We start from the raw sequence: 26,462 nt of genomic DNA, 5'->3' as shown, positions 1-26,462 counted from the left end.
CGATGCAAGTCGGAAATGCCCGATATCTAACGGAAAAAGACCTGCCGGACAGCCTGCCGGTTTTCCCCCTGACCGGTGCCTTGCTGCTGCCCGCTGGCCATCTGCCGCTCAACATATTCGAGCCGCGCTATATCGCCATGTTTGACGCGGCTCTTTCGTCCAACCGGCTTATCGGCATGGTGCAGCCGGCCATGCATGAGGGTGCCGTCAAGGGCGAGCACCCCGACCTGTGTCAGGTTGGCTGTATCGGACGGATCACCTCTTTGGCGGAATCGGGCGACGGCCGATACATCGTCTCGCTGGAGGGTGTATGCCGCTTCCGCCTGATCGATGAGATCGCCGGTCACAAGCCCTACCGCTCCTATCGCATAACGCCTTTCATCACCGATCTTGCCTGCCAGGAAGAACAGACTTCCGTTGATCGTTCAGCACTTTTGGCGTCCTTCAAAAGCTATCTTGTTGCCAACAAACTTGAGGCAGACTGGGAAAGCATTGAAAAGGCCAGCAATCTGACACTGGTAAACTCCCTGTCGATGATGGCGCCGTTCGGCGCGCCGGAAAAGCAGGCTTTGCTGGAAGCGCCGGATCTGAAAACCCGCGCGGAAACGCTGATCGCCATCACCGAGATCGTTCTCGCCCGCGATTTCGGCGATTCCGACAACATGATCCAATAAAGGACGACACAGATGGACGAGCGCATCAGTCGCGTCGATCCCAAGCTTCTTGAGCTTCTCGTCTGCCCGCTGACCAAGGGAAGATTGTCTTACGACAAGGAGAAGAACGAGCTGGTGTCTGAAGTAGCCAGGCTGGCTTACCCCATCCGTGATGGCATTCCCATCATGCTCATTTCGGAAGCCCGCAAGATCGAGGGCTGACAGGCTGATCTCGTCTCTTAGATGCCGTGCCCCGCGAGCAGCTTGGGCCCTCCAGGCTTCAATCCGGCAGCTTCGCCGATAAAATAGTTTTTCAGCCCCGGAACTCGGTCGACAAGCCCAAGCCCAAGATCGCGAACGGCGCGCAAGGGGGCAAAATCATTCGAGAACATCCGGTTCAGAACATCCGTTGTCACACCCATTCTGAACGTGTCGAAGCGGCGCCAGGACTGATAGCGCTCCAGCACATTGACCGAACCGATATCGAGGCCCAGTCGGTCGGCATCGACAATCGTCTCGGCAAGCGCTGCCACATCCTTGAAGCCCAGATTGAGACCTTGCCCGGAAATCGGGTGGATACCATGCGCCGCATCACCGGCAAGTGCGAGCCTCGGTGCAATGAACGAGCGTGACAGCGTAAGCCCCAAGGGAAATGCCCGGCGATCTGCAACGGCCGTAATGGCACCCAGCTTATGTCCGAACCTGCGCTCGAGTTCTTCTTCGAAGACCAGATCGTCCGCCGCAACGAGGCGGTCGGCATCAGCAGTTCTCTCGGTCCAGACCAGTGATGAGCGATTACCCTTCAAAGGCAGGATCGCGAATGGACCCGCGGGCAGGAAATGCTCTTCCGCACAGCCCTCATGCGGACGCTCATGTTCCACGGTCGTAACGATGCCCGACTGGCCGTAGTCCCACTTGACCACCTTGATACCGGCGAGATCGCGCAGTTTAGAGCGGACACCGTCGCAGGCAACGACGAGCTTCGATCTCAGAACCGTTCCATCCATAAGTGTCAGCTCGGCCGCACCCTGATCGTTTTTCAGATCGCTTGCCCTGGCATTGTTTCGGATAGCGATACCCAATCGCTCACAGGCGCCGAGCAAGGCGCCGACCATGGCACTATTCGGGACCATATGCGCAAAGGGTTGTTCGTCTTCGACCACGCCATCAAAGGTCAGGAAAATAGGGCGAACCGGATCTCCGGCCTTGGAATCGGTGACAATCATGCGATTGATCGGCTGCGCCTCGGGCAAGATCTCGTCCCAGAGACCGAACACTTCGAACATTCGGCTTGCCGCAGCGATGATGGCGGAGGCGCGAGGGTCCTTCTTCCAGACCATCTGAGGGGCTGCCTCCACCACCTCGACTGAAAGATGTGGCGCCGCCTGTTTGACGGCAACCGCAACCGCCAGACCGACATATCCGCCACCGACGACCAACAGATCCAGCATGACGCGCTCCCTTGAGACTTGTTTCATATTGACCTCCTATATAGACCAAGCTTTCACAGCTTCCTACAACGCGAGCTTTTCAAAATGTCGCAGCCCACCGAACAGCGCTCTTCCATGGATGAACTGATCAGAACGCTGGATCTGGAGAAGCTCGAAGAAAACCTGTTTCGCGGCATGAGCCCGCAGGTCGGTTGGCAAAGGGTGTTCGGTGGACAGGTGATCGCACAGGCACTGATGGCCGCTCAGCGCTGCGTCGATCCGGACCGCTATGTCCACTCGCTGCATGGCTATTTCATGCGCCCGGGCGATCCTTCAATCCCCATTATCTATGAGGTGGAGAGAATTCGCGATGGAAAGAGCTTCACCACGCGGCGTGTCGTGGCCATTCAGCATGGGAAGGCGATCTTTTCCATGTCCGCCTCCTTTCAGCTTGATGAACCCGGTTTTGACCACCAGCTGGACATGCCGGACGTGGCTCCCCCAGACGAGATGATGCCGGAAGCCGAATTCAGGGAAGTCTTTCTGGCCAATGCTCCGGATGCCGTGCGCAAATATTGGGGTCGGGAACGGCCAATCGAAATTCGACCGACCTCAATGACGCACTACACGTCCAAGGAAAAACTCGCGCCTGAGGCCCGCATCTGGGTGCGCACAACAGGTCCGGTGCCGGAAGTTCGTCACTATCAAACTGCAGTACTGGCATACCTGTCCGATATGACCTTGCTGGACACATCGCTCTATGCCCACGGCACATCCATCTTTGATCCTGATATACAGGCAGCGAGCCTCGACCATGCCATGTGGTTTCACCGACCGTGCAAGCTGGATGGATGGGTCCTTTACGCTCAGGACAGCCCAAGCGCATCAGGCGCAAGAGGGATGACGCGCGGTAGCCTTTATAGTGCATCAGGAGCATTGATTGCATCTGTTGCCCAGGAAGGTTTGATCCGCAAAAATGCAGAAGCCTAAATTATAGGCAACTCGCACATTTACCACTTGCAAATGCTCAAAATCGACGCAACATCTGCCCACCAATTCGGCATAATTTTTTATAAGCGTTATTTTTCAATGGCTTGCATAGCCAAAACGAACTGGCACGCGGTTTGAATACTGAGTGACACCTGCCGGCATTTTCAAAGTCGCCGAGAGCATGGGAAGCCGGCCTCCGAGGCCGGCATGAAGAGGATGGTGATCCAATGAAAATCGTAATGGCTATTATCAAGCCCTTCAAGCTTGACGAGGTGCGCGAAGCCCTGACCGGCGTCGGCATCCAGGGCCTGACCGTAACCGAGGTTAAGGGATACGGCCGGCAAAAAGGACATACCGAAATTTACCGCGGCACCGAGTATGCCGTGAGCTTCCTGCCGAAAATCAAGATCGAAGTCGCGGTCGCTGATGAGATCGTGGAAAAGACCGTCGAGGCGATCGCAACCGCTGCCAAGACCGGTCAGATTGGCGACGGAAAAATCTTCGTCTATTCGATTGAACAGGCCGTGCGTATCCGCACCGGCGAAACCAATTCCGAAGCTTTGTAAAACGGCGGCAAGGGAGCTCGTTTCAATGTCATTTTCTAGATTGTCTTCAACCTGTGCACGGCTTGGCGCTACAGCGTCCATGCTGCTGGCACCGGCTATTGCCTTTGCCCAGGAAACAGCACCTGCTGCCGTAGAGGCTGCACCGGTGCCGGACAAGGGCGACACAGCCTTCATGTTCCTCTGCACCATTCTCGTGCTGTTCATGCTCGTACCCGGTCTTGCACTGTTTTATGGCGGCCTCGTTCGGGCGAAAAACATGTTGTCGGTTCTGATGCAATGCACCGTGATCGGCGCAGCCATCATGCTGGCCTGGGTGATTTACGGTTATTCCTTCGCTTTTGGCGGATCGGAAAACGCCTTCTTCGGCGGCACAGCCAAGCTCTTCCTGTCTGGCGTGAATATGGATTCCACGGCAGCAACCTTCTCCGATGCCGTCATTCCGGAATACATCTTCATTCTGTTTCAGATGACCTTCGCCGCCATTACGCCGGCGCTGATCGTTGGTGCCTTCGCAGAGCGCATCAAGTTCTCAGCCGCGATCGTCTTCTGCCTGCTTTGGGTGACATTCGTCTACTTCCCGATCGCCCATATGGTCTGGGACGCGAACGGCCTGCTGTTCAGCTGGGGCGCACTCGATTTCGCCGGCGGCACAGTCGTTCACATCAATGCCGGCGTTGCAGGCCTGATCGGCGCGATCATGGTTGGCAAGCGTACAGGCTACGGCAAGGACATGATGGCACCGCATTCCATGACCCTCACCCTCGTCGGTGCGGCCATGCTGTGGGTTGGCTGGTTCGGCTTCAACGCCGGCTCCAATCTGGAGGCCTCCGGCGGCGCGATGCTCGCAACCGTCAACACCTTCATCGCAACAGCAGCAGCCATTCTCTCCTGGGTTGCCGTTGAAGCCCTCACCCGCGGCAAGGCATCGATGCTCGGTGCAGCATCGGGCATGATTGCAGGTCTGGTTGCCATCACACCTGCCGCCGGTATTGCCGGTCCGATGGGTGCGATCGTCATGGGCCTTATCGTATCGCCGCTGTGCTACTTCTTCGTCTCGGTGGTGAAGAACAAGTTCGGCTATGATGATACCGCTGACGTGTTCGGCGTCCACGGCATTGGCGGCCTTTTCGGCGCCTTGGCCACCGGTATCTTTGCTTCCGCCTCGCTGGGTGGCATCGGTTATGCCGAAGGCGTCACCATGGCTGGCCAGTTCATGATCCAGCTTGAAGCCGTCATCGTCACCATCCTGTGGTGCGGCATCGGTTCGGTCATCTTGTACAAGATCACCGATATCGTGGTCGGCCTGCGTGTTCCGGTCGAAGCCGAGCGCGAAGGTCTTGACCTCGCATCACACGGCGAAGTCGCCTACCACAACTAACACGCCTTTTTACCGAAAGCGTCTTAATGGCGGGCCGGAGAAATTCTCCGGCCCTTTTTACGTTCTGACCATATCGGGAAACAGACGCAGGACAGCGTGCAATCTTGTCAATTGATACGATCGCGCCGAGCCGTCTAAATTATGATCATCTTTTGTGCGCCCCGAAGGCTAGCTAAAAAACGCCTACTATTTAGGCAAATCGGTTCACATCATCGGCCGCACTTCTGCCAAAATTAATAAAAGGTAAATATTTTCAGATAGTTAAAACGCGAATCACCCATCTGGCACAGCATTTGAATGTAAGAGCCCAGTTGCCAAGTCTCGACAGGGTCTTGGCGGCAAGGAGAGTCGGCTTCAAGCCGAGGGTAAAAAAGGATGGGAAACCACATGAAGATTGTGATGGCCATAATCAAGCCGTTCAAGCTCGATGAGGTGCGCGAAGCTCTCACCGCAGTTGGCATCCAGGGCCTGACGGTAACTGAGGTCAAGGGATACGGACGTCAGAAGGGACACACCGAGATTTATCGCGGTACGGAATACGCCGTAAGCTTTCTGCCGAAACTGAAGGTCGAAATCGCTGTTGCCAGCGAAATGGTCGAGAAAGCTGTCGAAGCCATCGCCACATCCGCCAAGACGGGCCAGATCGGCGACGGCAAGATCTTCGTCTATGGGATCGATCAGGCTGTTCGTATCCGCACCGGCGAAACCAATTCCGAAGCGCTTTAAGCTCAGGTAGGGAGTTATTTCAAATGAAGAATATAAAGCTTAAGGTCGGGATCGCTGCGTCGATGTTGGCCCTTGCGGCATTTCCAGCCTTTGCGCAGGATGCTGCTCCGCCACCGGCAGTGCCGGAAGAGGTCGTCAAGATCTTCAACACAGTCCTGTTCCTCATCATGGGTTTCCTCGTCATGTTCATGGCGGCTGGTTTCGCTATGCTTGAGATGGGCCTCGTTCGCTCCAAGAACGTGTCCATGCAGGGCCTCAAGAACATCGCCATCTACGCGGTTGGCGGTATCATGTTCTGGTTCACTGGCTATAACCTGATGTATACGGGCGTCGATGGCGGTTATTTCGGCACATTCGGGCCTTATAACTTCCCGGCACCAGGTGCTGATACCGGTGAAGCAGGCTATGCAGTTGCCTCCGACTGGTTCTTCCAGATGGTATTCTGCGCGACGACCGCTTCGATCGTCTCCGGTACACTGGCCGAGCGCATCAAGCTGTGGCCATTCATGATCTTCACCGTCATCCTGACCGGCATCCTGTATCCGATTACAGGTTCCTGGCAGTGGGGCGCTGGCTGGTTGAGCGAACTTGGCTTCTCCGACTTCGCCGGGTCCACCCTTGTTCACTCGGTTGGCGGCTGGGCTGCTCTTTCCGGCGCCATCCTTCTTGGTGCACGCAAGGGCAAATTCACGGCTAATGGCGTAACTCCGATCCCGGGCTCGAATATCCCGCTCGCGGTTCTCGGTACGTTTATTCTCTGGCTCGGTTGGTTCGGCTTCAACGGCGGCTCGCAGCTTGCTCTGGGCTCCATTGCTGATGCTGGCGACGTATCGCGCATCTTCGTCAACACCAATCTTGCTGCCGCATCCGGTGCTGTTGTTGTGATGATCCTCATGCAGATCATCTACAAGAAGGTCGATGTCACGATGGTTCTGAACGGCGCACTCGCCGGTCTGGTTTCCATTACGGCTGAACCCCTTGCACCAAGCGTTCCTGCTGCCCTCTTCATCGGCGGCATCGGTGGCGTTATCGTCGTCTTCGTCGTTCCGCTTCTCGACAAGCTCAAGATCGACGACGTTGTCGGCGCGATCCCGGTTCACCTCGTGGCCGGTATCTGGGGCACATTCATCACGCCTCTGTCGGGTTCCGGAAGCTACGGTACGCAGCTTATCGGTATCGTTGCAATTGGTGCATTCACCTTCATCGCATCCTTCATCATCTGGTTCATCCTGAAAGCCGTCATGGGCATCCGTGTCAGCGAAGAAGAAGAGATGGTGGGTCTCGATGTCTCCGAAATCGGCGTCGAAGCCTATCCGGAATTCACCAAGTAAGGATTCGATCCTCCCGACAGGCTTCATTGCAAGCCACAGAACCCGGGCCTTCTGGCCCGGGTTTTTTTTTGGCTGACCATCACCGGCTCCGGCCAGCCCATGGTTAATGCCACATTAACCCTGCACCTCTAGACTGTCGTTAGCGGAAGATGAACTCGACGGGTGGCAATGCCATCGCGAGACTTCCAACGATGTGTGATTATCAGATGGGCAGGCATGACAATGAGTAGAGGCAGCTCCGCTTCACTGGAAAATGACTCCAGTCGCTTCGTGTTGGGCACATTCGTATTGAAGCAGGTGCTGTCGCTCGCAGGCTTCGGGCTCTTCCTGGCGCTCGTTCTGGCCGTCGCAGCTCTGGCGACATGGAATGTCTTAGACCCCAGCTTCTCCTATGCCACCAACAATCTGCCCACCAATATCCTGGGATATGGCGGGGCTGCCTTTGCTGATATCGCCATGCAGTTTCTGGGCCTTGCCAGCGTTGTCGCCCTTCTGCCCATCCTTGCCTGGTCCTTTGCGCTCATCGGCACACGCCAGATCAACCGAATCCCCGCGCGCATTACCGCCTGGTTCTTCGGCGCCATCCTGTCGGCCGGCGTCATAGGCTGCTTTCCGCCTCCGACCACTTGGCCCATTCCCAACGGCATCGGCGGCGTGGTGGGCGACATGATTTTACGTTTCCCCTCACTGTTCATCGGCGCTTACCCCACGGGAATGCTCGCCAGCATATTGGGCGGCATATTCGCCATACCAGCAGCATGGCTCTTCCTTTTCGCATCCGGCATTGTGGGCCGTGAGGCACCTGATGTCCCACAGGTCAAAGCCGAACCCAAACCGACACGCCGACAGGTGGAAGAGCAGATCGAGGAGGATGTCGACGGCAGCAGTTTTGCAGCTCTCGCTCTCGGCGCCATCACCCATGGCTGGTACACGGCACGTGCGCGCACCCGCCGGTTGTTCGGCCTGACGGCGCGCGAACGCAGTCGCGAATCCTTCGATCAGCCCTACGACTTCAATGAAGACGAATTTGGTGGCGTCAACGATCCGATACGCCAGCGCGACACTGGCATCAGGCATGAACCCTCGCTGGATGTTGAGATGGAAACACCGCGCGCGCGCGCGCGCCAGATCGTGACGGCACCTTCCGTATCCCTCGATGATCACGGTGCATACGACGACGATGGGCGGTTTGAACTGGATGACCTTCCACGCCCGGCTGGCATCCTCCCGGACGACGACGAAGATGCGGTATTTTCCGCGCGCAGCGATCGCTCGCCCCCGCGCGTCGTCGTCCCGCCCTCACGGCCAAAGCCAAGCACCCGTGTGGACCGCGAAGCGCAGCACTCTTTTATCCGTCCGGAAGGCTTCCAGCTTCCATCCGTGCACCTTCTTGCCGAGCCGAAGGCGGTCACAAGAGACGTGTCCATTTCCGCCGAAGCTCTGGAGCACAATGCCCGAATGCTGGAAGGCGTGCTGGAAGACTTCGGCGTAAAGGGCGAAATCATTCAGGTGCGTCCAGGCCCTGTTGTCACGCTTTACGAACTGGAGCCTGCACCCGGCATCAAATCCTCGCGCGTCATCGGCCTGGCGGACGATATTGCCCGTTCGATGAGTGCTATCGCTGCACGCGTCGCCGTCGTTCCTGGCCGCAATGCCATCGGCATCGAGCTTCCCAATCAGTCGCGGGAAACAGTTTACCTTCGCGAACTGGTTGCCAGCCGCGATTTCGAAAATTCCAAGGCAAAGCTCGCCATGGCGCTGGGCAAGACCATTGGCGGCGAGCCGGTCATCGCAGATCTTGCAAAGATGCCGCATCTTCTGGTGGCGGGTACGACCGGCTCCGGTAAGTCCGTCGCGATCAACACCATGATCCTGTCGCTGGTCTACCGGATGCCTCCGGAGAAATGCCGCTTGATTATGATCGATCCGAAAATGCTCGAACTCTCCATCTATGATGGCATCCCTCATCTTCTTTCTCCGGTCGTTACCGATCCCAAGAAGGCCGTTGTCGCGCTGAAATGGACCGTGCGCGAGATGGAAGAACGCTACAAGAAGATGTCCAAGATTGGCGTTCGCAATATCGATGGCTTCAACAGCCGTGTCGAGCAGGCCCTTGCAAAGGGCGAGGTTCTGACCCGCACCGTACAGACCGGTTTTGATCGCCAGACGGGCGAGGCCACTTACGAAACTGAAGAATTCGATCTCGAGCCAATGCCCTATATCGTGGTCATTATCGACGAAATGGCCGATCTGATGATGGTTGCCGGCAAGGATATCGAAGGCGCGGTCCAGCGTCTGGCCCAGATGGCGCGTGCTGCCGGCATCCACGTGATCATGGCAACGCAGCGTCCATCCGTCGATGTCATCACCGGTACGATCAAGGCGAACTTCCCGACCCGTATCTCGTTCCAGGTGACGTCGAAGATCGACAGCCGCACGATCCTGGGCGAGCAGGGCGCAGAACAGCTGCTCGGCATGGGTGACATGCTCTATATGGCTGGTGGCGGTCGCATCCAGCGTGTTCACGGCCCGTTCGTATCGGACAACGAAGTCGAGGAAATCGTCGCTTATCTGAAGACCCAGGGCAGCCCGCAATATCTGGAATCGATCACTATTGACGATGATGAGGATGGCGATGGTGCAGGCCCGGCCGGCACATCCAACCTTGGCGATTCGGAAGACCCTTACGATCAGGCTGTGGCAATCGTGCTGCGTGACGGAAAGGCCTCGACATCCTATATCCAGCGTCGACTCGGTATCGGTTACAACCGTGCCGCCTCGCTGATCGAGCGGATGGAACAGGAGGGCGTGATCAGCCCGGCAAACCATGCTGGAAAACGCGAGATCCTTGTGCCCACAGAGGCCGACATCATAGAACGCTAGACAATCACGATGTTGTTAGTCGCCACGAAGCCGCCGCGATTCTCAGCGAGGAAATGCCTGAAAAGGAGACCCCAATGAAGAACATCAATGCAGGCCTGCCCGCAGATGTCGCCGCAACGCCGACCAGACGCGCATTTATGGCCGGCACAGCCGCCGCAGCACTCGCGCTATTGGCAAGCGCGCCGGAAAGCCAGGCCGCAAGCGACGCTGCGCAGCAGATCGCCAACCATTTCTCGTCGGTGAAGACGATGATGGGTGAATTCGTCCAGTTCGGACCCCGCGGTGAGCAGACCGGCGGCAAATTTTATATCGAACGACCGGGCAAGCTGCGGTTCAACTACGAGAAACCCTCGCCGATGCGCGTGATTTCTGACGGCCGCAATGTCGTGATCGGCAACCTCAAACTGAAAACATGGGACATCTACCCCCTGTCCAAAACGCCCCTCAGCTTGCTGCTGGCCGAGCGCATTGACCTGAGCAACAAGTCGGTTCGTGGCGTCAAGGAGGAAGCGGATCTGACGACCATCGTGCTGGGCGATCGCAGCATCTTCGGCGATTCCACCATCACCTTGATGTTCGATCCCAAGACCTACGATCTCAGGCAGTGGACCATCACAGATCCGCAGGCAAAAGACACGACGGTCATGATTTTCAACGTCCAGAACGGTGTGAAGTTTGATGAACGGGTCTTCCAGGTGCCCTACGAGGACGTCCGAAAGTAATAAACCGGGACGGCTGCCATTTTAGACTGGCAGCCCGGTCCTGGGGTCGCTAGTTTGCCGAAACGTCTCTTCAGCAGGATTTTCGGCACGCATGGCTCTCTCCGTAACCACCTGGAATATCAACTCCGTGCGGCTGCGCATGCCAATCGTTGAGCAATTTGTTCAGCAGCACCAGCCTGACATTCTCTGCCTTCAGGAAATCAAGTGCCTGAATGACCAGTTCCCGGCAAAGGCAATAAAGGCACTGGGCTACGAGCACATCATTCTGCATGGCCAGAAGGGTTATCACGGCGTCGCCATCGTTTCGAAAATTCCGCTGATTGAAGATCACCGCCAGGATTATTGCGGAATGGGCGATTCCCGCCACATCTCCGGCGTGGTGTTGCACGCCAATCGCCGTATTCGCATCCATAATTTCTATGTCCCCGCGGGTGGTGATGAACCAGACCGGACGATCAATCCCAAGTTCGGTCACAAGCTCGACTTCATCGAGGAAATGAAGGCGCTGAAGGCAGATGGCGAGGACAACACCTCGTCCATTCTCGTCGGCGATCTGAATATCGCTCCATTCGAAAATGACGTCTGGTCTCACAAGCAGATGCTCAAGATCGTCAGTCACACACCCGTGGAGACCGACGGCCTTCTGGAAGTCATGCGACAGGGTGGTTGGGTGGACCTGATGCGCCAAGGCGTGGATCCGGCTGAGAAGATCTACACCTGGTGGAGCTATCGCGCCAAAGATTGGGCAGCAGCCAATCGCGGACGCCGGCTCGATCACATCTGGTCTTCAGCGGATTTGGGCCCGGCCTTGAAGGGTATCGATATTCTAAGCGAGGCAAGAGGCTGGGAAAAGCCGTCAGACCATGTTCCGGTCACGGCGCACTTTGATCTGTGATCGCAGTCGCTCACGCCCGCTCTATGTGAACCGGTTCTGCAGACCCGCCATTTTATCGGCAAGCTGCGCGATCGTGTCACGAATGCGCGATTGAACGGCCTCAGCCATATCGGGATATTCCTTCACCAGACGGTGGAAAAGCGAACGTGAAATGCAGATCACCTCGGCGTCGTTGAGAGCGACGGCGAGATATTTTCGCTCAGTGGTGGTCATCAGCGCAAGCTCTGACAGTATGGCACCGGGTCCAGCAACTACCTCAACCTGACGCGTGCCGTTGCGGGTCTCGATCGACAGCTCGATATTGCCCTTGGTGATGACATAGGCGCTATCTGCAGCGTCACCTTGCTGAAACAGGGTATCGCCCTGGGACACATTCTGATGTTCGGCGCCAAAGGCAATCAGCCGCAACTGCTCCTTGTCGAGAGCGCCGAACAGCGCAACGCCGGAAAGAAATTCAATATCGTCATTCAGCGCCATAGGCCGGGGTCCAATCAGGCGACGATCTTGTAGCCGCCATTTTCCGTGACGAGGATTTCCGCATTGGACGGATCCCTCTCGATCTTCTGCCGCAGTCGGTAGACGTGCGTCTCCAGCGTATGCGTAGTGACGCCGGAATTATAACCCCACACTTCCTCAAGCAGCACGTCGCGAGTTACCACTTTCTGTCCCGCACGGTAAAGATAACGGATGATCGCCGCTTCCTTTTCCGTCAGACGGATCTTTTTCCCATCTTCAGTGGTCAGCAGCTTCTGGCTGGGCTTGAACAGATATTGTCCAACCGTGAAGGTCGCATCTTCACTCTGCTCGTGCTGGCGCAACTGCGCACGAATGCGCGCCAGAAGAACGGCAAAGCGGAATGGCTTAGTGACATAGTCATTGGCACCTGCTTCCAGACCAAGAATGGTATCGGAATCGGTATCATGCCCGGTCAACATGATGACCGGAGCCTTGAACCCGCCCTTGCGCAGCAGTTTGACAGCTTCTCGACCATCCATATCCGGCAGGCCGACGTCCATGATCAACAAATCGACCTGACCGTTTCGAGCCGCATGAATGCCTTTGGTCGCATTGTCTTCCTGCGCCAGAGAAAACTCTTCATAAAGAGAAAGTTGCTCGACAAGCGTCTCGCGCAGGTCGTCATCGTCATCGACCAGAAGGATTGTCCGCGCCGTCATGAAATGTCTCCTGTCTGTCTTTCCGGCTCCACGTTATCACTGAAGCGCAAGCCGGAACTCCTTATTGTTGTTACTTAAGTGCTATGATTACAATTGAAATCAAGGACAACGCAAAAACTTGTGACCACCATGAAGAGGCCAGCGGCAAAAACCCGACGTAAAACGAGAATGCTAACGATTCGCCCGGCCCCGCTGGACCGATGTCAGGCAATACTGCAGTTCGGTCCGCTACGGTTGCGAGCGGCTCTTGGACGCTCTGGCATAGCGAGCCAGAAGCGCGAAGGAGACGGTGCCACGCCCCGCGCAACCATGCCTCTGCTCAAAGCGTTTCACCGTGTGGATCGTAACGTCAATGCACGCTCCGCGATGCCCTTGAAGGCCATTCGCGATAACATGCTATGGTGCGACGCACCGGGTCACGCAGCCTACAACCGCATGGTTCGCGCACCATTTGCGCCAAGCCACGAGACGTTGACCCGTGTCGACCATCTCTACGATATCTGCATCGTGCTCGACTGGAACGTCAGCAGCCGCAGGCGTAATGCCGGTTCTGCAATCTTCTTTCACGTGGCCAAGCCTGGATATCCGCCGACAGAGGGATGCGTGGCGATAGCACCCAAGGACATGTGCCGGCTGTTGCCGCACCTGTCGCGCAACACGAGGCTTTATGTGCCGTGAACGCCGGCGACAGAGCGAATGACATCCAAAACGCATTTGACGAAGATGGTCACCAGATTGGGGCGAACCTTGAATGAACCTCGGTCACCCCAGCGAGCGCGGCAGAACGAAGCGCTGCAACTGACCTGACCGAGGCTCGAGATCTCGCCATGTGCTGAAGTCGAAATCGATGATTGCGACCGCCGCGGTTGGAAATTTCTCACGCATCTGCCCGAGGATAACCGGGGCCGACATATCGCATAGCCCGACGGCCAGATCACCAAGACCGGGATTATGTCCGAGGATCAGCACTGTTTCGGCATCCGGGGGGCAGGCGCGTAGAACGTCAAGAATATCGTCGGCAGCCGCATCGTATAAGCGATCCGAAATGTCGGTACGAATGTCCCTGCCGAACTGCGCCGATACGAATGCCCATGTCTGGCGCGTGCGTTTGGCTGGCGAAACGATTGCCAGATCCGGCAACAGGTTTTCGCTGGCAAGATAGAGACCCATGGCAGGTGCAGCGCTGCGTCCCCGTGCATTCAGCGGACGCTCCCGATCCGCCACATCTGCGGGCCAGGCCGACTTTGCATGGCGCATCAATATGAGCCGGCGTTTACTCAAGAACAATTCCTCCACTGCTGCAGACCATGTCTGCATGTCCAGCAGTTTGAGTATCTCTCCGGCACCTTGCAAACTATTTCGCAAAGAAAAGGCCGCCCGCTTTCACGGACGGCCATCGATATTGTTATTTGGTGAAGTTCAGGACCAGTCACGAATGTCGACAAAATGGCCGGCAACCGCGGCTGCAGCTGCCATGGCAGGCGACACCAGATGGGTCCGACCCTTGTGACCCTGACGACCTTCGAAGTTACGGTTAGAGGTGGAAGCACAACGCTCGCCCGGCTTCAGCCGATCGTCGTTCATCGCCAGACACATCGAGCAACCTGGCTCACGCCATTCGAAACCGGCATTCTTGAAGATCTGGTCGAGACCTTCGGCCTCCGCCTGCTCCTTGACGATCCCGGAACCGGGCACAACCATGGCCGATACCGTCGAGGCAACGGTCTTGCCTTCGACGACGGCTGCTGCTGCACGAAGATCCTCGATACGGCCATTGGTGCAGGAGCCGATGAACACACGATCAATTGCGATATCAGTCATCTTGGTACCAGGCGTCAGGCCCATGTAGTCGAGCGCGCGCCATTTCGAGGTACGCTTGTTTTCATCCTGGATATCATCCGGGTTTGGCACGACACCCTCGATCGAGACCACATCTTCCGGCGAAGAGCCCCAGGAAACGATCGGAGGCAGATTGGCCGCATCAAGAACAACAACACGGTCGAAATGCGCACCTTTGTCGGTGTGAAGCGTTTTCCAGTATTCAATCGCCATTTCCAGCGCTTCGCCCTCGGGCGCACGTGGCTTGCCTTTGATATATTCGAACGTCTTTTCATCCGGCGCAATCAGACCGGCGCGGGCTCCGCCTTCAATCGTCATGTTGCAGACAGTCATCCGGCCTTCCATCGAAAGCGCCTGGATTGCCTCACCGGCAAATTCGATCACGTGACCGGTACCGCCAGCGGTGCCAATTTCACCGATGATGGCCAGGATGATGTCCTTGGCGGTCACGCCTTCGGGAAGAACCCCGTCGACCCGCACAAGCATGTTCTTGGCCTTTTTCTGGATCAGGGTTTGTGTCGCCAGGACATGCTCCACCTCGGACGTGCCGATGCCGTGAGCGAGGGCACCGAATGCACCATGCGTCGAGGTGTGGCTATCGCCGCACACAATCGTCATGCCAGGCAGGGTGAAACCCTGCTCCGGACCGACGATGTGAACGATACCCTGGCGCTTGTCCTTCTCGGAATAGTACTCGACCCCGAAGTCAGCCGCGTTCTTGGCAAGCGCTTCAACCTGAATGCGGCTTTCCTCGTTCTTGATGCCCTCGTGACGGTCCGGCGTGGTTGGAACGTTGTGATCGACCACGGCGAGCGTCCGCTGCGGCGAGCGAACGGCACGATTGGCCATACGCAGACCTTCAAAGGCCTGCGGACTCGTCACCTCATGCACGAGATGCCGGTCGATGTAGAGAAGACAGGTTCCATCCGCCTGCTCATCCACCAGATGATCGTGAAAAATCTTGTCGTAAAGGGTGCGCGGTCCGCTCATGGTCTTGATCCGTTCTGACATTCGAAAAGTGGAAATTCGGGATATGCTACCGCTATTGGGCAGCGAAGACGCGTCAGGATAGCCGCGTAAAAAGAGCTCCACAGACGCGCGCGAAAAAGCGTGCCGGCAGACGCTTGTGGTCCTGCAGCACAATAAACTGGTTCGCGAGGCATCCGAATTTCGATCCCATGGTCGCGGTGAATAGCATTTCGCCATCATCATCGCAATTGCAATCAATGCTGCAATGCAAAGGGTGGGGTGCCCGAAAGGGTATCATGGCAATGGCGGCTTGACGAAATGGTCAGCCTCGAGGCCCAAATCATCGCCCCGCATTTTCGACGTGAGCGTGAGAAGACCATATGACGGTTTCCAATCCCGATCCTCGTATACGCCGTCGACCCACGGCAGAGGACCGGGCACAAGGACTGAATAAACGGCTAGCAGAGGCTTTCTGGAGTTGTTTTGATCCACCTCTCGAGCAATGTCTCATCGCAGCACGTTGAAGACATAAGTCTTGACGAAAACATCCGGCTCGTCGATCGCAAACGCCCTGAATGGAGTACTTTCCTCAGTGAGAGCCCAGGCACCTGTCCGCACGAGATCATCGATCACAGTGCCGAAGCCGTGTGCTTCGAAGATACTCTCCCGCACCGTGAAGATGCCGTACCCGCCTGCCCGCGTCACACGGCAGAGCTCGCGAAGACTGGATGCCGGCGCATGGCCTTCGGTGAAGACACCAGTCGCCAGAAATGCGGAGAAATAGCCATCACCCCAAGGCAGCGTCTCCCCAAGAGTAGCACGGGTCAGCGCATCATAGGCGCCTCGGGACGCCGCAAGCTTCAGCATGTCCTGTGAAAAATCGAGTCCTTCCAGCGGTCTATAGCCAAGCGCCTTGAGGAAAGGACCGGAGAGACCGGTTCCGCAGCCGGCATCCAGATAAGGGCCGGCACCCGTCGCGACATAACGCGAGACCCAGGAAAGCGCCAGAAAGGGCAGACAATATCCAGATGCAAGCGTGTCACGATCATAATCGCCAGCCCATGTCTGATAAGCATTTTGAAGTTCAGCAGGCGTGCCTGCCTTGTAGACAAGGCTCAATCCGTCGCTTTTGCGATCATTCATTGCGCGTGCCCTTCTCTCTCATCCGCGTCTCAAGCCGTCGCAGGACAAGCGATAGGCCAATGGTAAGGATAAGGTAGATATAGGCAACGATAGAGTAGGTTTCGAAAAAACGGAAGGAACCAGACGCGTAGATCTTTCCCGCCTGACTGATATCGGCGACGCCAAGCACCGAGACCAGTGAACTGTCCTTGACCATGGCGACGAAATCGTTGGAGAGCGGCGGAAAGATCACCTTGATCGCCTGCGGCAACACGATCAGACGAAAGCGCTGGTAGCGGCTCAAGCCAAGCGACATGGCAGCCTCGATCTGCCCTTCGTCAATTGATTGAAATCCGGCGCGAAAAATTTCGGCGATGAAGGCAGAATAGCCGATCGTCAGCGCAATGATTGCCCGCCACATCAGCGATACATCGCGCACCAGCAATGGCTCGATCCAGCCATCGGCCATGAGTGGCGCGAAGACAAAATTATAGGCGGTGACGAAAGCAGGCGCGCCGACAAATGCGATATAGAAAAGCAGCACAAGTATCGGGATACCGCGCACCACCTCGATGTAGAAGCGCGATGACTGGCGCAGGAAAATGCTGTCCGCCATTCCCGCCAAGGCCACCAGCAGCCCAAGCGCGATGGCCAGCGCAAAGCCGGTAAAGGTGACGATAACAGTAATCACGATCCCACGGGATACCGTCGCAAACACCTGGGAGTAGATGTCGTTGAAGGCGATGATCACGGCAATGCCGACAGCCAGAACGACAAGAGCCATCAGCCACCACGGCCTGTCGCCCTTGTCATTGCCGCGCGGAAGCGTTTGAAAGCCCATCAGGTTGTGGCCTTGAAGGCTTTCAAATTCATTCGCCCATCTTGTAATCGAGGAACCACTTCTTGTTCAAAGCGTCGAGTGTTCCGTCTGTCTTGAGCGCCTCTATCGCGGCATTGACCGGTGCAACAAGCGCGGAGCCCTTGGGGAAGATGAAGCCGAAGTCTTCCGAACCCAAAGGCCCACCGACCAGTTTCAGCCCGCCGTCTGAGGAATCGACATAGCCCTTGCCGGCAGTGCCATCGGTCAGAACCATATCGACATCGCCAGCCTTCAGGGCCTGTACTGTAGCGCCGAAGGTTTCAAACAACTTGATGCGCGGATTGGCCTCATCGCCATCCAGAACGCTGTAGACGGCTGTGTAGAAGGGTGTGGTTCCCGGCTGCGCGCCGATCAGAAGTTCCTTGTTGCCGCCAAAGCCTGCAGCATCGGTAAATCGATCCTCATCGCCACGCACCAGCATGAACTGCTCAGACCGCATATAGGGTTCTGAGAAATCAACTTTTGCCTTGCGCTCATCGGTGATGGTGATGCCGGTCATGCCGATATCATACTGCCCATCAGACACTGCCTGGATCATCGCGTCCCATGACGTGTTCTGATACTCGACCTTGAAATTCAATCGCTTGGCAATTTCCGCCATGGCGTCATATTCCCAGCCAATCGCGGCACCGGATTTGGGGTCGACGAACTGCAGTGGAGGATAGGCATTCTCGGTAACCACCACGACTGATTTTCCGCCGAGATCCGGCAGGTCGGCAGCATGGACAGCAGCAGGTGCGAGAATAAGGGCTGTGAGCCCGGCAAGAAGCGCGCGTCTGGACGGCATGGGAAACTCCTGAAAATGTGGCTTGGCCAGAGTGTCACAATTTGAGGAAGAGTTGCAAGCAAGGCGAGCAAGCCCAAATGAAAAAGGCGACCCGAAGGTCGCCTTGATCGATATCCCGATAAAGGAAATTCTTATTCCGCAGAACCTTCAGCCTCGGCTGCTGCAGCGGCATCCGCTGCTGCCTTTGCTTCTGCGGCTTCTGCTGCAGCCTTTTCAGCTGCAAGTGCCTGGGCGGCTGCAACCTTTTCAGCTTCGATACGGGCCTTTTCGGCAACGACAGCTGCGCGCTCTTCATCGTTCAGCTTGCGGGCGCGGGTACCGGTGTCTTCGATAATACGAGCAGACTTGCCGCGACGATCGCGCAGGTAGTACAGCTTGGCGCGACGAACCTTACCACGACGAACGATTTCAACGCCTTCAACCAGCGGAGAATAAACCGGGAATACGCGCTCTACGCCTTCGCCATAGGAAATCTTGCGAACGGTGAAGCTCTGGTTGATGCCGCCACCCGAACGTGCAATGCAAACGCCTTCATAGGCCTGCACACGAGTACGTGTACCTTCTGTCACGCGGACGTTGACACGAACGGTGTCGCCTGCGGAGAATTCAGGAAGCTTGCGCTTTTCTTCGATCTTGGCGGCCTGTTCGGCTTCCAACTGTTGAATGATGTTCATATGTCTAACCTTCGATTCTTCTGAAACAGCCAGAGCGCTCAACAATGGTCCATCGGATTTCCTCCGGACTTAGCCTTGATAGGCAGGAGCGGTGCGCGTGCTCTTTGTTTGCTGGTAGACGGGACTAAGCCCATTTCCGCGTGGGGCATTACACCACCGCCATCTGTTTGTCACCCCCAAAACCGCTATTTTGGAGGCGATCTCATCCCTTGGCGGTAAGAAAAACCAACAAAGGCGACAAATGGACCGCGAGAGGTCAGTTTGAGCCGTCAGATCCTTGGTCGTCGAGAATGTCGGGGCGCCGCTCACGCGTCAGTTTGAGGGCTTCTTCGTGACGCCATTTATCGATGGCGCCATGATTTCCGGACATCAGAACAGGGGGAATGGGAAGACCTTCGAATTCCGCCGGACGGGTATACTGCGGATACTCCAGAAGACCGCCTTCAAAGCTTTCGCTGACACCCGACTGATCATTTCCCATGACGCCCGGCAGAATGCGCACGACAGCGTCCAGCAGTGTCAAAGCCGCAGGCTCTCCACCGGACAAGATGTAATCGCCGATCGAGACTTCCTCGAGGTTGCGCGCCTCGATCACGCGCTGGTCGACACCTTCAAACCGGCCACAGACGATCACGACACCTTCGCCAGCGGCAATCTCGCGCACACGCTTTTGCGTGAGCGGTCTGCCGCGTGGGCTCATCAGAAGCCGCGGTCTCGTATCGGTCCCGGTCGAATCGATTGCAGCAGCCAGAACATCGGGTTTTAGCACCATGCCGGCTCCGCCACCGGCCGGTGTGTCGTCAACATTGCGATGCTTGCCGGTGGCAAAATCCCGGATCTGAACCGTATCCAGCGACCAGTCCTCGCGCGCCAATGCCTTGCCGGCAAGGGAATGGCCGAGATGCCCGGGAAACATATCCGGATAAAGGGTAAGCACCGTTGCTTTGAAGGTCATAATTTGCGGCTCATCCGCGCTTGTCAGAGGGTGGCTTTCCGCTGCGGCCGAGCGGCAATATATCGCCATCATCCTTCAGTCCCGCAGCGATGGGATCAACGATAATACGTCCGCCGTCCATATCGACTTCGATCACCGCAGCCTCGGAGAAGGGAATAAGCACGGGGCGCTTGCCCGGCCCTTTCAATTCGAGCAGGTCACCGGCGCCAAAATCATAGACTCCGCTCACGGCGCCATAATGAGCACCTTCCGCGTCGAACACCTGCAACCCCTCAAGATCGGCATAGTAGAACTCGTCTTCGTCCAACTCGTCATCCGGCAGGGCGTCGCGTTCAATATAAAGCTCAAGCCCGTTCAAGGCTTCCGCGGCATTGCGATCGTTGACGCCACGAAAGCGGACAACCACGACCGTCTTGGCTTCGCGAATTTCCAGAATCTCGAAGACGCGACCGTCCTTGGCGTGAAGATTGCCGTAATCGCCAAGTGCCGTCGGGTCGGCAGCAAAGGATTTCACCCGCACTTCGCCTCTCAGGCCCTGTGCGGATCCGATGGTCGCCATGAGAACAGGATTTTCGAGTTTTGCCATCAGCCGCAGATCTGTTTCGAGTTCATTTCATGTGGTCTCTTTTAGTGAATGTCACCAGCGAAGGGAAACGGAAAACGGCCGGCATGAGAGCATGCCGGCCGTAAAATCATGCATATCGGCAGAAAATTACTCGGCAGCAGCTTCGCTTGCAGCAGCCGCGGCTTCTGCAGCTTCAGCGGCCTTCATTTCCTTTTCCTTGGTGCGCTCGACAGCCTTCTTGCCAGGCTTTGCCTTTTCAGGGTTGACGCGAGCGTCGCGGCTCGCGAGGCCAGCTTCAGCCATGAAGCGCAGAACGCGGTCTGTCGGCTGGGCGCCCTTGGCAACCCATTCCTGGATGCGCTCGGCGTTCAGTTCAACGCGCTTTTCGTTGTCCTTGGCCAGCATCGGGTTCCAGGAACCGACCTTCTCCAGGAAACGACCGTCGCGTGGGCTGCGAGCGTCGGCAACAACGATCTGGTAATAAGGACGCTTCTTGGAACCGCCGCGTGCAAGACGAATTTTCAGGGCCATGTGTTTACTCCTTCAGGCTTTCTTGGACCGTTTGTTTCAAACGGCATTTAGGTTGCGCTGCCGTGCTCGGCAGCAATGGCTTCATGGTGACGGATCACTTCCTTGATAATGAAATTCAGGAACTTCTCCGCAAAATCCGGATCAAGCTGGGCATCGTGAGCGAGTTCGCGCAGCCGGGTGATCTGGTATTCTTCGCGCGCCGGATCTGCCGGCGGCAATTCATGTTGTGCTTTCAAAACACCCACTGCCTTGGTGCAGCGAAAGCGTTCAGCCAGCATATGGACAAGCGCTGCGTCGATATTGTCGATCGACTGGCGGTAACCGGCGAGCTGCTCCTTGATGGCGGGATCAATCATGCTGGTTCCTCATCACTTCTTCTTGGGCAATCCGGGAAGGCCACCAAGACCTGGCAGTTTCGGACCGCCAAGGCCAGGCAATCCTCCGCCACCCATGCCTGGCAGGCCACCGCCTTTACCAAGACCCATGGCATCGGCCTGCTTGGCCAGTTGTTCCATCTGCTTGGGATCCATCTTGGAAAGGTCCGGCATTCCACCGCCCATTCCGCCGAGGCCCATCTTGCCGGCAAGACCGCCCATCATCTGCTTCATCATGCCGCCGCCTTTGCCTTTGCCGCCCATGGCTTTCATCATATCGGCCATCTGGCGGTGCATCTTGAGCAGCTTGTTGATGGCAGCAGCGTCAGTGCCGGAGCCCGCAGCTATACGCTTCTTGCGGCTGTGCTTGAGCAGATCGGGGTTGGCGCGCTCGGCCTTTGTCATGGAAGAGATGATCGCCAACTGACGGGCGAACATCTTGTCGTCCATGCCAGCGGCAGCCATCTTGTCCTTCATGCCGGCCATACCAGGCATCATGCCCATGATGCCCCCCATGCCGCCCATGTTCTGCATCTGCTTGAGCTGATCGGCGAGGTCGTTCAGGTCGAACTTGCCCTTGGCCATTTTCTCGGCCATGACCTTGGCTTTTTCGGCATCGATCGTTTCCGATGCTCGCTCGACCAGCGAAACGATGTCGCCCATACCGAGAATGCGGTCGGCGATACGGCGAGGATGAAACTCCTCGAGTTCCGTCATCTTTTCACCAACACCGATCAGCTTGATCGGTTTGCCGGTTACCGCACGCATCGAAAGTGCCGCACCGCCACGACCGTCACCGTCCATACGGGTCAGAACAAGGCCGGTAATGCCAACGCGCTCATCGAAATTGCGAGCCAGATTGACAGCATCCTGACCGGTCAGCGCATCCGCGACCAGCAGGATTTCATGCGGATTGGACTTCTTCTTGATGTCGGACATCTCGACCATCAAGGGTTCGTCGATATGCGTACGACCAGCCGTATCGAGGATCACGACATCGTGGCCGCCAAGCTTTGCCGCCTGAACCGCGCGTGCCGCGATATCTGTCGGCGACTGGCCGGCAATGATCGGCAAGACATCGATCTTGATCTGTTCGCCAATCTGGCGAAGCTGCTCCTGCGCGGCCGGACGGCGCGTATCGAGCGAAGCCATCAGAACTTTCTTGCGGTCCCGATCCGTCAGCCGCTTGGCAATCTTGCCGGTGGTTGTTGTCTTACCCGAGCCCTGCAGACCGACCATCATCAAGACGACCGGTGCTGCTGCATGAAGATCAATGGTGACGCCTTCGGCACCCAGCATGTCTACCAGCTCATCGTGAACGATCTTCACGACCATCTGGCCAGGCTTGATCGACTTCACAACGGCGGCGCCAACGGCTTTTTCGCGCACCTTCTCGGTGAATTCGCGCACCACTTCCAGCGCGACGTCGGCTTCGAGAAGCGCACGACGCACCTCGCGCAGGGCAGCGGAAACATCCGCCTCCGACAGTGCGCCACGGCCCGTCAGTCCATTTAGAATGGATCCAAGGCGGTCCTGGAGGTTTTCAAACATCGGCTCTTCCTTGTCGTTTCGAGTTGGCTATAGCTTCGCCCGCAACGTTGGTTCTTTCGGCGGCAAAAACAAGACGCAAAGCCAAAAAGCACCCGAGGGCGCATCGCGCTGTCGGGTGTTGACCTCCGGGATCTGTTTATACCTGTTAGGGGTCCCGGTCGGCGGCTCAAGAGTCTGCTCTTGTCGCTGATTTCGGCGCGATAAACAGGAAATCCATCATAAAGTCAAGACTGCGGGGCCTTTTGCTTTAAGGTCAGCGTCTTTCAATTGACGTTATGAAGCTTAGGTAACACTGGACACGGTTTCGTTGCGAGGAGGGAAGAATGCCAAAGAAGCTGCCCAACCCCTATTATGATGGTCCGCCCTCCAAGCATTTCGACGGCGTTCGCTTTTTCAACCCTGGCGGCATCAAACCGGCAGGCCTGCGCGATCTGTTAAAGTGGAAGTTCAAAGGTGAACGGGCGAAATGGCCAAAGTCGGCCCCCAGCCCCTTTGCACCGACAAAACCGACACAGCGCATCACGGGCGATGGGCTTCGCGTCACGATGATCGGCCATGCCTCTCTGCTCATTCAGGTCGCAGGCCTCAACATTCTGACAGATCCCCTCTGGTCTGATCGCGCAAGCCCCTTGAGTTTTGCCGGGCCGAAAAGGGTGGCCAAGCCGGGGATCGCCTTCAATGATCTTCCGGATATCGACGTGGTGCTCGTGACACATAATCACTATGACCATCTCGACATCTCGACGTTGAAACGCCTCTATGCCGAGCACGGTGCCCACATCATCACGCCGCTTGGCAATGACACGGTCATCCACAAATCCATTCCCGACGCCAAGGTCTCGACCATGGATTGGGGAGAGCAGCTATCCTATTGGGACGGCGTAACGATTGATGCAGAACCTTGCCATCACTGGTCAGCCCGCGGGGTGACCGACAGACGTATGGCACTCTGGGCCGCATTCGTGATTTCAACGCCATTCGGCAAAATCTATCATGTCGGTGATACCGGTTTTCACGACGGCATAAACTATCGAGCAGCCCGGGAAAAACACGGTGGTTTCCGTCTCGCCAATTTACCGATTGGCGCCTATGAACCGCGCTGGTTCATGAAGGGTCAGCATCAAAGTCCGCAAGAAGCCGTGGACGGTATGGCGCTTTGCAATGCAGCCCATGTGGCAGGTCACCACTTCGGCACATTCCAGCTGACCGACGAGGCCATAGACGCGCCCGTCACCGCGCTGAGCCAGGCCTTAGCAGAAAGGGACATAGCGGCATCCCGCTTCCGCCCGCTTCATGCCGGCGAGGTGTTCGACGTGCCCATGCCCTAAACGGCATTGACAAATCGTCATTCGCGGAAGAACCTTGAAGCCATTCACCAGGGGTGTCCCGACAAGGGGCTGAGATTCCGCTAGGTTTGCATAAACAGCGCGGTGACCCGTTGAACCTGATCCAGTTCATACTGGCGTAGGGACGGTGCGAGCGCTGTGCAATCAAGGCCCGAATATTTTGGGGCTTGTGGCGTCTTTTCATCATTCCGGCTGACATGACTGGGTCTCCAAACCGAATACTTGGAGCCTCACGATGAACATTGCCTCGAAAATTCCAACACCCGAAGTCACCACTGGTCCGCTGCCGGCATCGACAAAAATCCATGTCACAGGCGAGGTCCATACCGATATCCGCGTTCCCATGCGCCAGATCAGCGTCCACCCGACCGCTGGCGAACCACCGGTCACAGTCTATGATTCTTCTGGTCCCTACACAGACCCTGGCAACACCATAAACATTGAACAGGGCTTGCCCCGCCTGCGAGAGGCGTGGATATCAGCGCGCGCCGATACGCAAGCCTATGACGGTCGCTCGGTGAAACCCGAAGACAACGGATTTGTCTCGGGTGAGAAACTGACCCCGCAATTTCCTGCCTTGCCGACACCCCGAAAAGCGCTCGCCGGGCAGGCTGTCACCCAGCTTGCCTATGCCCGCGCCGGCATTATCACGCCAGAGATGGAATTCGTGGCGATCCGCGAGAATCTTGGCCGCAAGGCCGTGAAGGAAATGCGAACACGCGATGGAGAAGACTTCGGCGCGGCGATCCCGGATGTCATAACGCCGGACTTCGTGCGCGAGGAGATCGCCCGGGGGCGGGCGATTATCCCAGCCAACATCAACCATCCCGAAGCCGAGCCGATGATCATCGGCCGCAACTTCCTGGTCAAGATCAACGCCAATATTGGCAACTCCGCAGTCACCTCCTCCATGGCAGAGGAGGTGGACAAAATGGTTTGGGCCACCCGCTGGGGTGCCGATACGGTGATGGATCTCTCCACAGGCCGCAACATCCACAATATCCGCGAATGGATCATCCGCAATTCACCCGTACCGATCGGCACCGTGCCGCTCTATCAGGCACTGGAAAAGGTGAATGGAATTGCCGAGGACCTCACCTGGGAAGTCTATCGCGATACGCTGATCGAGCAGGCCGAGCAGGGCGTCGACTATTTCACCATCCACGCCGGTGTCAGGCTCTCCTATATCCATCTGACCGTCGACCGGGTCACAGGTATCGTCAGTCGCGGCGGCTCGATCATGGCCAAGTGGTGTTTGCATCACCACAAGGAGAGTTTTCTCTACGAGCATTTCGAGGAGATCTGCGACATCTGCCGCGCCTACGACGTGTCTTTCTCACTCGGCGATGGCTTACGCCCCGGTTCGATTGCCGATGCCAATGATGCCGCCCAGTTTGCCGAATTGGAGACGCTGGGCGAGCTTACCCGGATCGCATGGGCAAAGGACTGCCAGGTGATGATCGAGGGCCCAGGCCATGTGCCAATGCACAAAATCAAGGCCAATATGGACAAGCAGCTCGCTGTTTGCGGCGAGGCCCCCTTTTACACCCTGGGGCCACTGACCACCGACATTGCCCCCGGTTACGACCACATTACCTCCGGCATCGGCGCCGCCATGATCGGCTGGTTTGGCACGGCCATGCTCTGCTACGTCACGCCGAAGGAACATCTGGGCCTGCCAGACCGCAACGACGTGAAGACCGGCGTCATTACCTACAAGATCGCGGCCCACGCCGCAGACCTCGCCAAGGGCCATCCGACAGCACAGGCCCGCGACGATGCGCTGTCCCGCGCCCGCTTCGAGTTTCGCTGGGAAGATCAGTTCAACCTCTCGCTCGACCCGGAAACGGCTCGTGCGCTGCATGACGAGACCCTGCCAAAAGAGGCGCACAAGACAGCGCAATTCTGCTCCATGTGCGGCCCCAAATTCTGTTCCATGCGCATCTCCCACGACATCCGCGCCGAGGCCCAGAAAGAAGGAATGGCCGCCATGGCCGAGAAATACCGTGCGGGCGGCGATCTCTACATGCCGGTCGAAGGGGGAAAGCAATGAGCCGCTTTCACGATCGACAATCGGGCAAGCCGGCTCATCACCCAGAGCAGGCTTCAGTCACGGAGTC

At 57.1% G+C, this 26,462-nt stretch carries 27 protein-coding genes and 1 riboswitch; of the genes, 13 read left to right on the top strand and 14 right to left on the bottom strand.

Annotation, left to right across the window (positions count from 1 at the left end):
* Positions 1-2: 2 nt before the first annotated feature.
* A complete protein-coding gene (locus ACQQ2Q_RS17685; RefSeq protein WP_428188446.1) occupies positions 3-674 on the top strand; it encodes an LON peptidase substrate-binding domain-containing protein in 672 nt (223 codons plus the stop codon).
* Between the two features lie 12 nt (positions 675-686).
* Positions 687-875 carry a Trm112 family protein gene (locus tag ACQQ2Q_RS17680; protein ID WP_428188445.1) on the top strand — a complete coding sequence of 63 codons (189 nt, stop codon included), beginning with the start codon at positions 687-689 and terminating at the stop codon, positions 873-875.
* Between the two features lie 17 nt (positions 876-892).
* Here ACQQ2Q_RS17680 and ACQQ2Q_RS17675 read toward each other — a convergent pair whose 3' ends face one another.
* Entirely contained in the window at positions 893-2,104 is a 1,212-nt protein-coding gene (locus ACQQ2Q_RS17675) for a ubiquinone biosynthesis hydroxylase (RefSeq protein ID WP_428188531.1), read from the bottom strand.
* An 84-nt stretch (positions 2,105-2,188) separates the two neighbouring features.
* Between ACQQ2Q_RS17675 and tesB the strand changes: the two genes are divergently transcribed.
* The 8 genes from tesB (at position 2,189) to ACQQ2Q_RS17635 (ending at position 11,574) form a co-directional block, all read left to right on the top strand.
* Positions 2,189-3,073, top strand: coding sequence for an acyl-CoA thioesterase II (tesB, locus tag ACQQ2Q_RS17670; RefSeq protein WP_428188444.1), 885 nt, complete (start codon positions 2,189-2,191; stop codon positions 3,071-3,073).
* 227 nt (positions 3,074-3,300) lie between these two features.
* Positions 3,301-3,639: a P-II family nitrogen regulator gene (locus ACQQ2Q_RS17665; RefSeq protein ID WP_428188443.1), complete on the top strand. Its 339-nt coding sequence runs from the start codon at positions 3,301-3,303 to the stop codon at positions 3,637-3,639.
* A 25-nt stretch (positions 3,640-3,664) separates the two neighbouring features.
* A complete protein-coding gene (locus ACQQ2Q_RS17660) occupies positions 3,665-5,017 on the top strand; it encodes an ammonium transporter (RefSeq protein ID WP_428188442.1) in 1,353 nt (450 codons plus the stop codon).
* Positions 5,018-5,392: 375 nt separating this feature from the next.
* The gene (locus ACQQ2Q_RS17655; RefSeq protein WP_428188441.1) at positions 5,393-5,743 is read left to right on the top strand and encodes a P-II family nitrogen regulator; all 351 of its coding nucleotides are present in this window, start codon (positions 5,393-5,395) and stop codon (positions 5,741-5,743) included.
* Positions 5,744-5,766: 23 nt separating this feature from the next.
* Positions 5,767-7,074 carry an ammonium transporter gene (amt, locus tag ACQQ2Q_RS17650; RefSeq protein ID WP_428188440.1) on the top strand — a complete coding sequence of 436 codons (1,308 nt, stop codon included), beginning with the start codon at positions 5,767-5,769 and terminating at the stop codon, positions 7,072-7,074.
* Between the two features lie 222 nt (positions 7,075-7,296).
* On the top strand, positions 7,297-9,957 hold the full coding sequence (locus ACQQ2Q_RS17645; RefSeq protein WP_428188439.1) for a DNA translocase FtsK 4TM domain-containing protein: 2,661 nt from the start codon (positions 7,297-7,299) through the stop codon (positions 9,955-9,957).
* Positions 9,958-10,031: 74 nt separating this feature from the next.
* Complete coding sequence (locus ACQQ2Q_RS17640) at positions 10,032-10,679, top strand: outer membrane lipoprotein carrier protein LolA (protein ID WP_428188438.1); 648 nt, start codon at positions 10,032-10,034, stop codon at positions 10,677-10,679.
* A gap of 91 nt (positions 10,680-10,770) precedes the next feature.
* Positions 10,771-11,574 (top strand): exodeoxyribonuclease III, encoded by an 804-nt coding sequence (locus tag ACQQ2Q_RS17635; RefSeq protein WP_428188437.1) that lies wholly within the window; start codon positions 10,771-10,773, stop codon positions 11,572-11,574.
* 21 nt (positions 11,575-11,595) lie between these two features.
* On the opposite strand, the gene ACQQ2Q_RS17630 is transcribed toward ACQQ2Q_RS17635, so the two are convergent.
* Together ACQQ2Q_RS17630 and ACQQ2Q_RS17625 are read right to left on the bottom strand one after the other, a co-directional pair.
* Positions 11,596-12,051: a cyclic nucleotide-binding domain-containing protein gene (locus ACQQ2Q_RS17630; protein WP_428188436.1), complete on the bottom strand. Its 456-nt coding sequence runs from the start codon at positions 12,049-12,051 to the stop codon at positions 11,596-11,598.
* A gap of 14 nt (positions 12,052-12,065) precedes the next feature.
* Positions 12,066-12,749 (bottom strand): response regulator transcription factor, encoded by a 684-nt coding sequence (locus ACQQ2Q_RS17625; RefSeq protein ID WP_428188435.1) that lies wholly within the window; start codon positions 12,747-12,749, stop codon positions 12,066-12,068.
* A 168-nt stretch (positions 12,750-12,917) separates the two neighbouring features.
* On the opposite strand from ACQQ2Q_RS17625, the gene ACQQ2Q_RS17620 reads away from it, so the two are divergent.
* A complete protein-coding gene (locus tag ACQQ2Q_RS17620; RefSeq protein ID WP_428188434.1) occupies positions 12,918-13,427 on the top strand; it encodes a L,D-transpeptidase family protein in 510 nt (169 codons plus the stop codon).
* A gap of 84 nt (positions 13,428-13,511) precedes the next feature.
* Here ACQQ2Q_RS17620 and ACQQ2Q_RS17615 read toward each other — a convergent pair whose 3' ends face one another.
* The 11 genes from ACQQ2Q_RS17615 to ffh form a co-directional block, all read right to left on the bottom strand.
* Positions 13,512-14,030, bottom strand: coding sequence for a SixA phosphatase family protein (locus ACQQ2Q_RS17615; RefSeq protein ID WP_428188433.1), 519 nt, complete (start codon positions 14,028-14,030; stop codon positions 13,512-13,514).
* A gap of 138 nt (positions 14,031-14,168) precedes the next feature.
* Positions 14,169-15,578: a 3-isopropylmalate dehydratase large subunit gene (leuC, locus tag ACQQ2Q_RS17610; protein WP_428188432.1), complete on the bottom strand. Its 1,410-nt coding sequence runs from the start codon at positions 15,576-15,578 to the stop codon at positions 14,169-14,171.
* 486 nt (positions 15,579-16,064) lie between these two features.
* Entirely contained in the window at positions 16,065-16,700 is a 636-nt protein-coding gene (locus tag ACQQ2Q_RS17605) for a class I SAM-dependent DNA methyltransferase (protein ID WP_428188431.1), read from the bottom strand.
* Entirely contained in the window at positions 16,693-17,520 is an 828-nt protein-coding gene (locus ACQQ2Q_RS17600) for an amino acid ABC transporter permease (protein ID WP_428188430.1), read from the bottom strand. Before ACQQ2Q_RS17600 ends, ACQQ2Q_RS17605 begins: the two co-directional genes overlap by 8 nt.
* A 28-nt stretch (positions 17,521-17,548) precedes the next feature.
* Positions 17,549-18,346: a transporter substrate-binding domain-containing protein gene (locus ACQQ2Q_RS17595; RefSeq protein WP_428188429.1), complete on the bottom strand. Its 798-nt coding sequence runs from the start codon at positions 18,344-18,346 to the stop codon at positions 17,549-17,551.
* A 131-nt stretch (positions 18,347-18,477) separates the two neighbouring features.
* On the bottom strand, positions 18,478-19,020 hold the full coding sequence (gene rplS, locus ACQQ2Q_RS17590) for a 50S ribosomal protein L19 (protein WP_428188428.1): 543 nt from the start codon (positions 19,018-19,020) through the stop codon (positions 18,478-18,480).
* 256 nt (positions 19,021-19,276) lie between these two features.
* Positions 19,277-19,975: a tRNA (guanosine(37)-N1)-methyltransferase TrmD gene (trmD, locus tag ACQQ2Q_RS17585; RefSeq protein ID WP_428188427.1), complete on the bottom strand. Its 699-nt coding sequence runs from the start codon at positions 19,973-19,975 to the stop codon at positions 19,277-19,279.
* A gap of 10 nt (positions 19,976-19,985) precedes the next feature.
* The gene (gene rimM / locus ACQQ2Q_RS17580) at positions 19,986-20,561 is read right to left on the bottom strand and encodes a ribosome maturation factor RimM (RefSeq protein ID WP_428188426.1); all 576 of its coding nucleotides are present in this window, start codon (positions 20,559-20,561) and stop codon (positions 19,986-19,988) included.
* 126 nt (positions 20,562-20,687) lie between these two features.
* Positions 20,688-21,071, bottom strand: coding sequence for a 30S ribosomal protein S16 (rpsP, locus tag ACQQ2Q_RS17575; protein WP_428188425.1), 384 nt, complete (start codon positions 21,069-21,071; stop codon positions 20,688-20,690).
* Positions 21,072-21,118: 47 nt separating this feature from the next.
* Positions 21,119-21,427: a chorismate mutase gene (locus ACQQ2Q_RS17570; RefSeq protein ID WP_428188424.1), complete on the bottom strand. Its 309-nt coding sequence runs from the start codon at positions 21,425-21,427 to the stop codon at positions 21,119-21,121.
* Between the two features lie 12 nt (positions 21,428-21,439).
* Positions 21,440-22,996, bottom strand: coding sequence for a signal recognition particle protein (ffh, locus tag ACQQ2Q_RS17565; RefSeq protein ID WP_428188423.1), 1,557 nt, complete (start codon positions 22,994-22,996; stop codon positions 21,440-21,442).
* A 323-nt stretch (positions 22,997-23,319) separates the two neighbouring features.
* On the opposite strand from ffh, the gene ACQQ2Q_RS17560 reads away from it, so the two are divergent.
* Both ACQQ2Q_RS17560 and thiC read left to right on the top strand, forming a co-directional pair.
* Entirely contained in the window at positions 23,320-24,324 is a 1,005-nt protein-coding gene (locus ACQQ2Q_RS17560; protein ID WP_428188422.1) for an MBL fold metallo-hydrolase, read from the top strand.
* Positions 24,325-24,363: 39 nt separating this feature from the next.
* A riboswitch (TPP riboswitch) is annotated at positions 24,364-24,485 on the top strand.
* Positions 24,486-24,577: 92 nt separating this feature from the next.
* On the top strand, positions 24,578-26,395 hold the full coding sequence (gene thiC, locus ACQQ2Q_RS17555; RefSeq protein ID WP_428188421.1) for a phosphomethylpyrimidine synthase ThiC: 1,818 nt from the start codon (positions 24,578-24,580) through the stop codon (positions 26,393-26,395).
* The last annotated feature ends 67 nt before the right edge of the window (positions 26,396-26,462 follow it).

The sequence above is a fragment of the Agrobacterium sp. ES01 genome (genome assembly GCF_050320885.1).
In the GTDB taxonomy this organism is placed as follows: Bacteria; Pseudomonadota; Alphaproteobacteria; order Rhizobiales; family Rhizobiaceae; genus Allorhizobium.
Note: the sequence above shows the minus strand (reverse complement) of the source record. Positions and strands in the feature narration are given on the sequence as shown.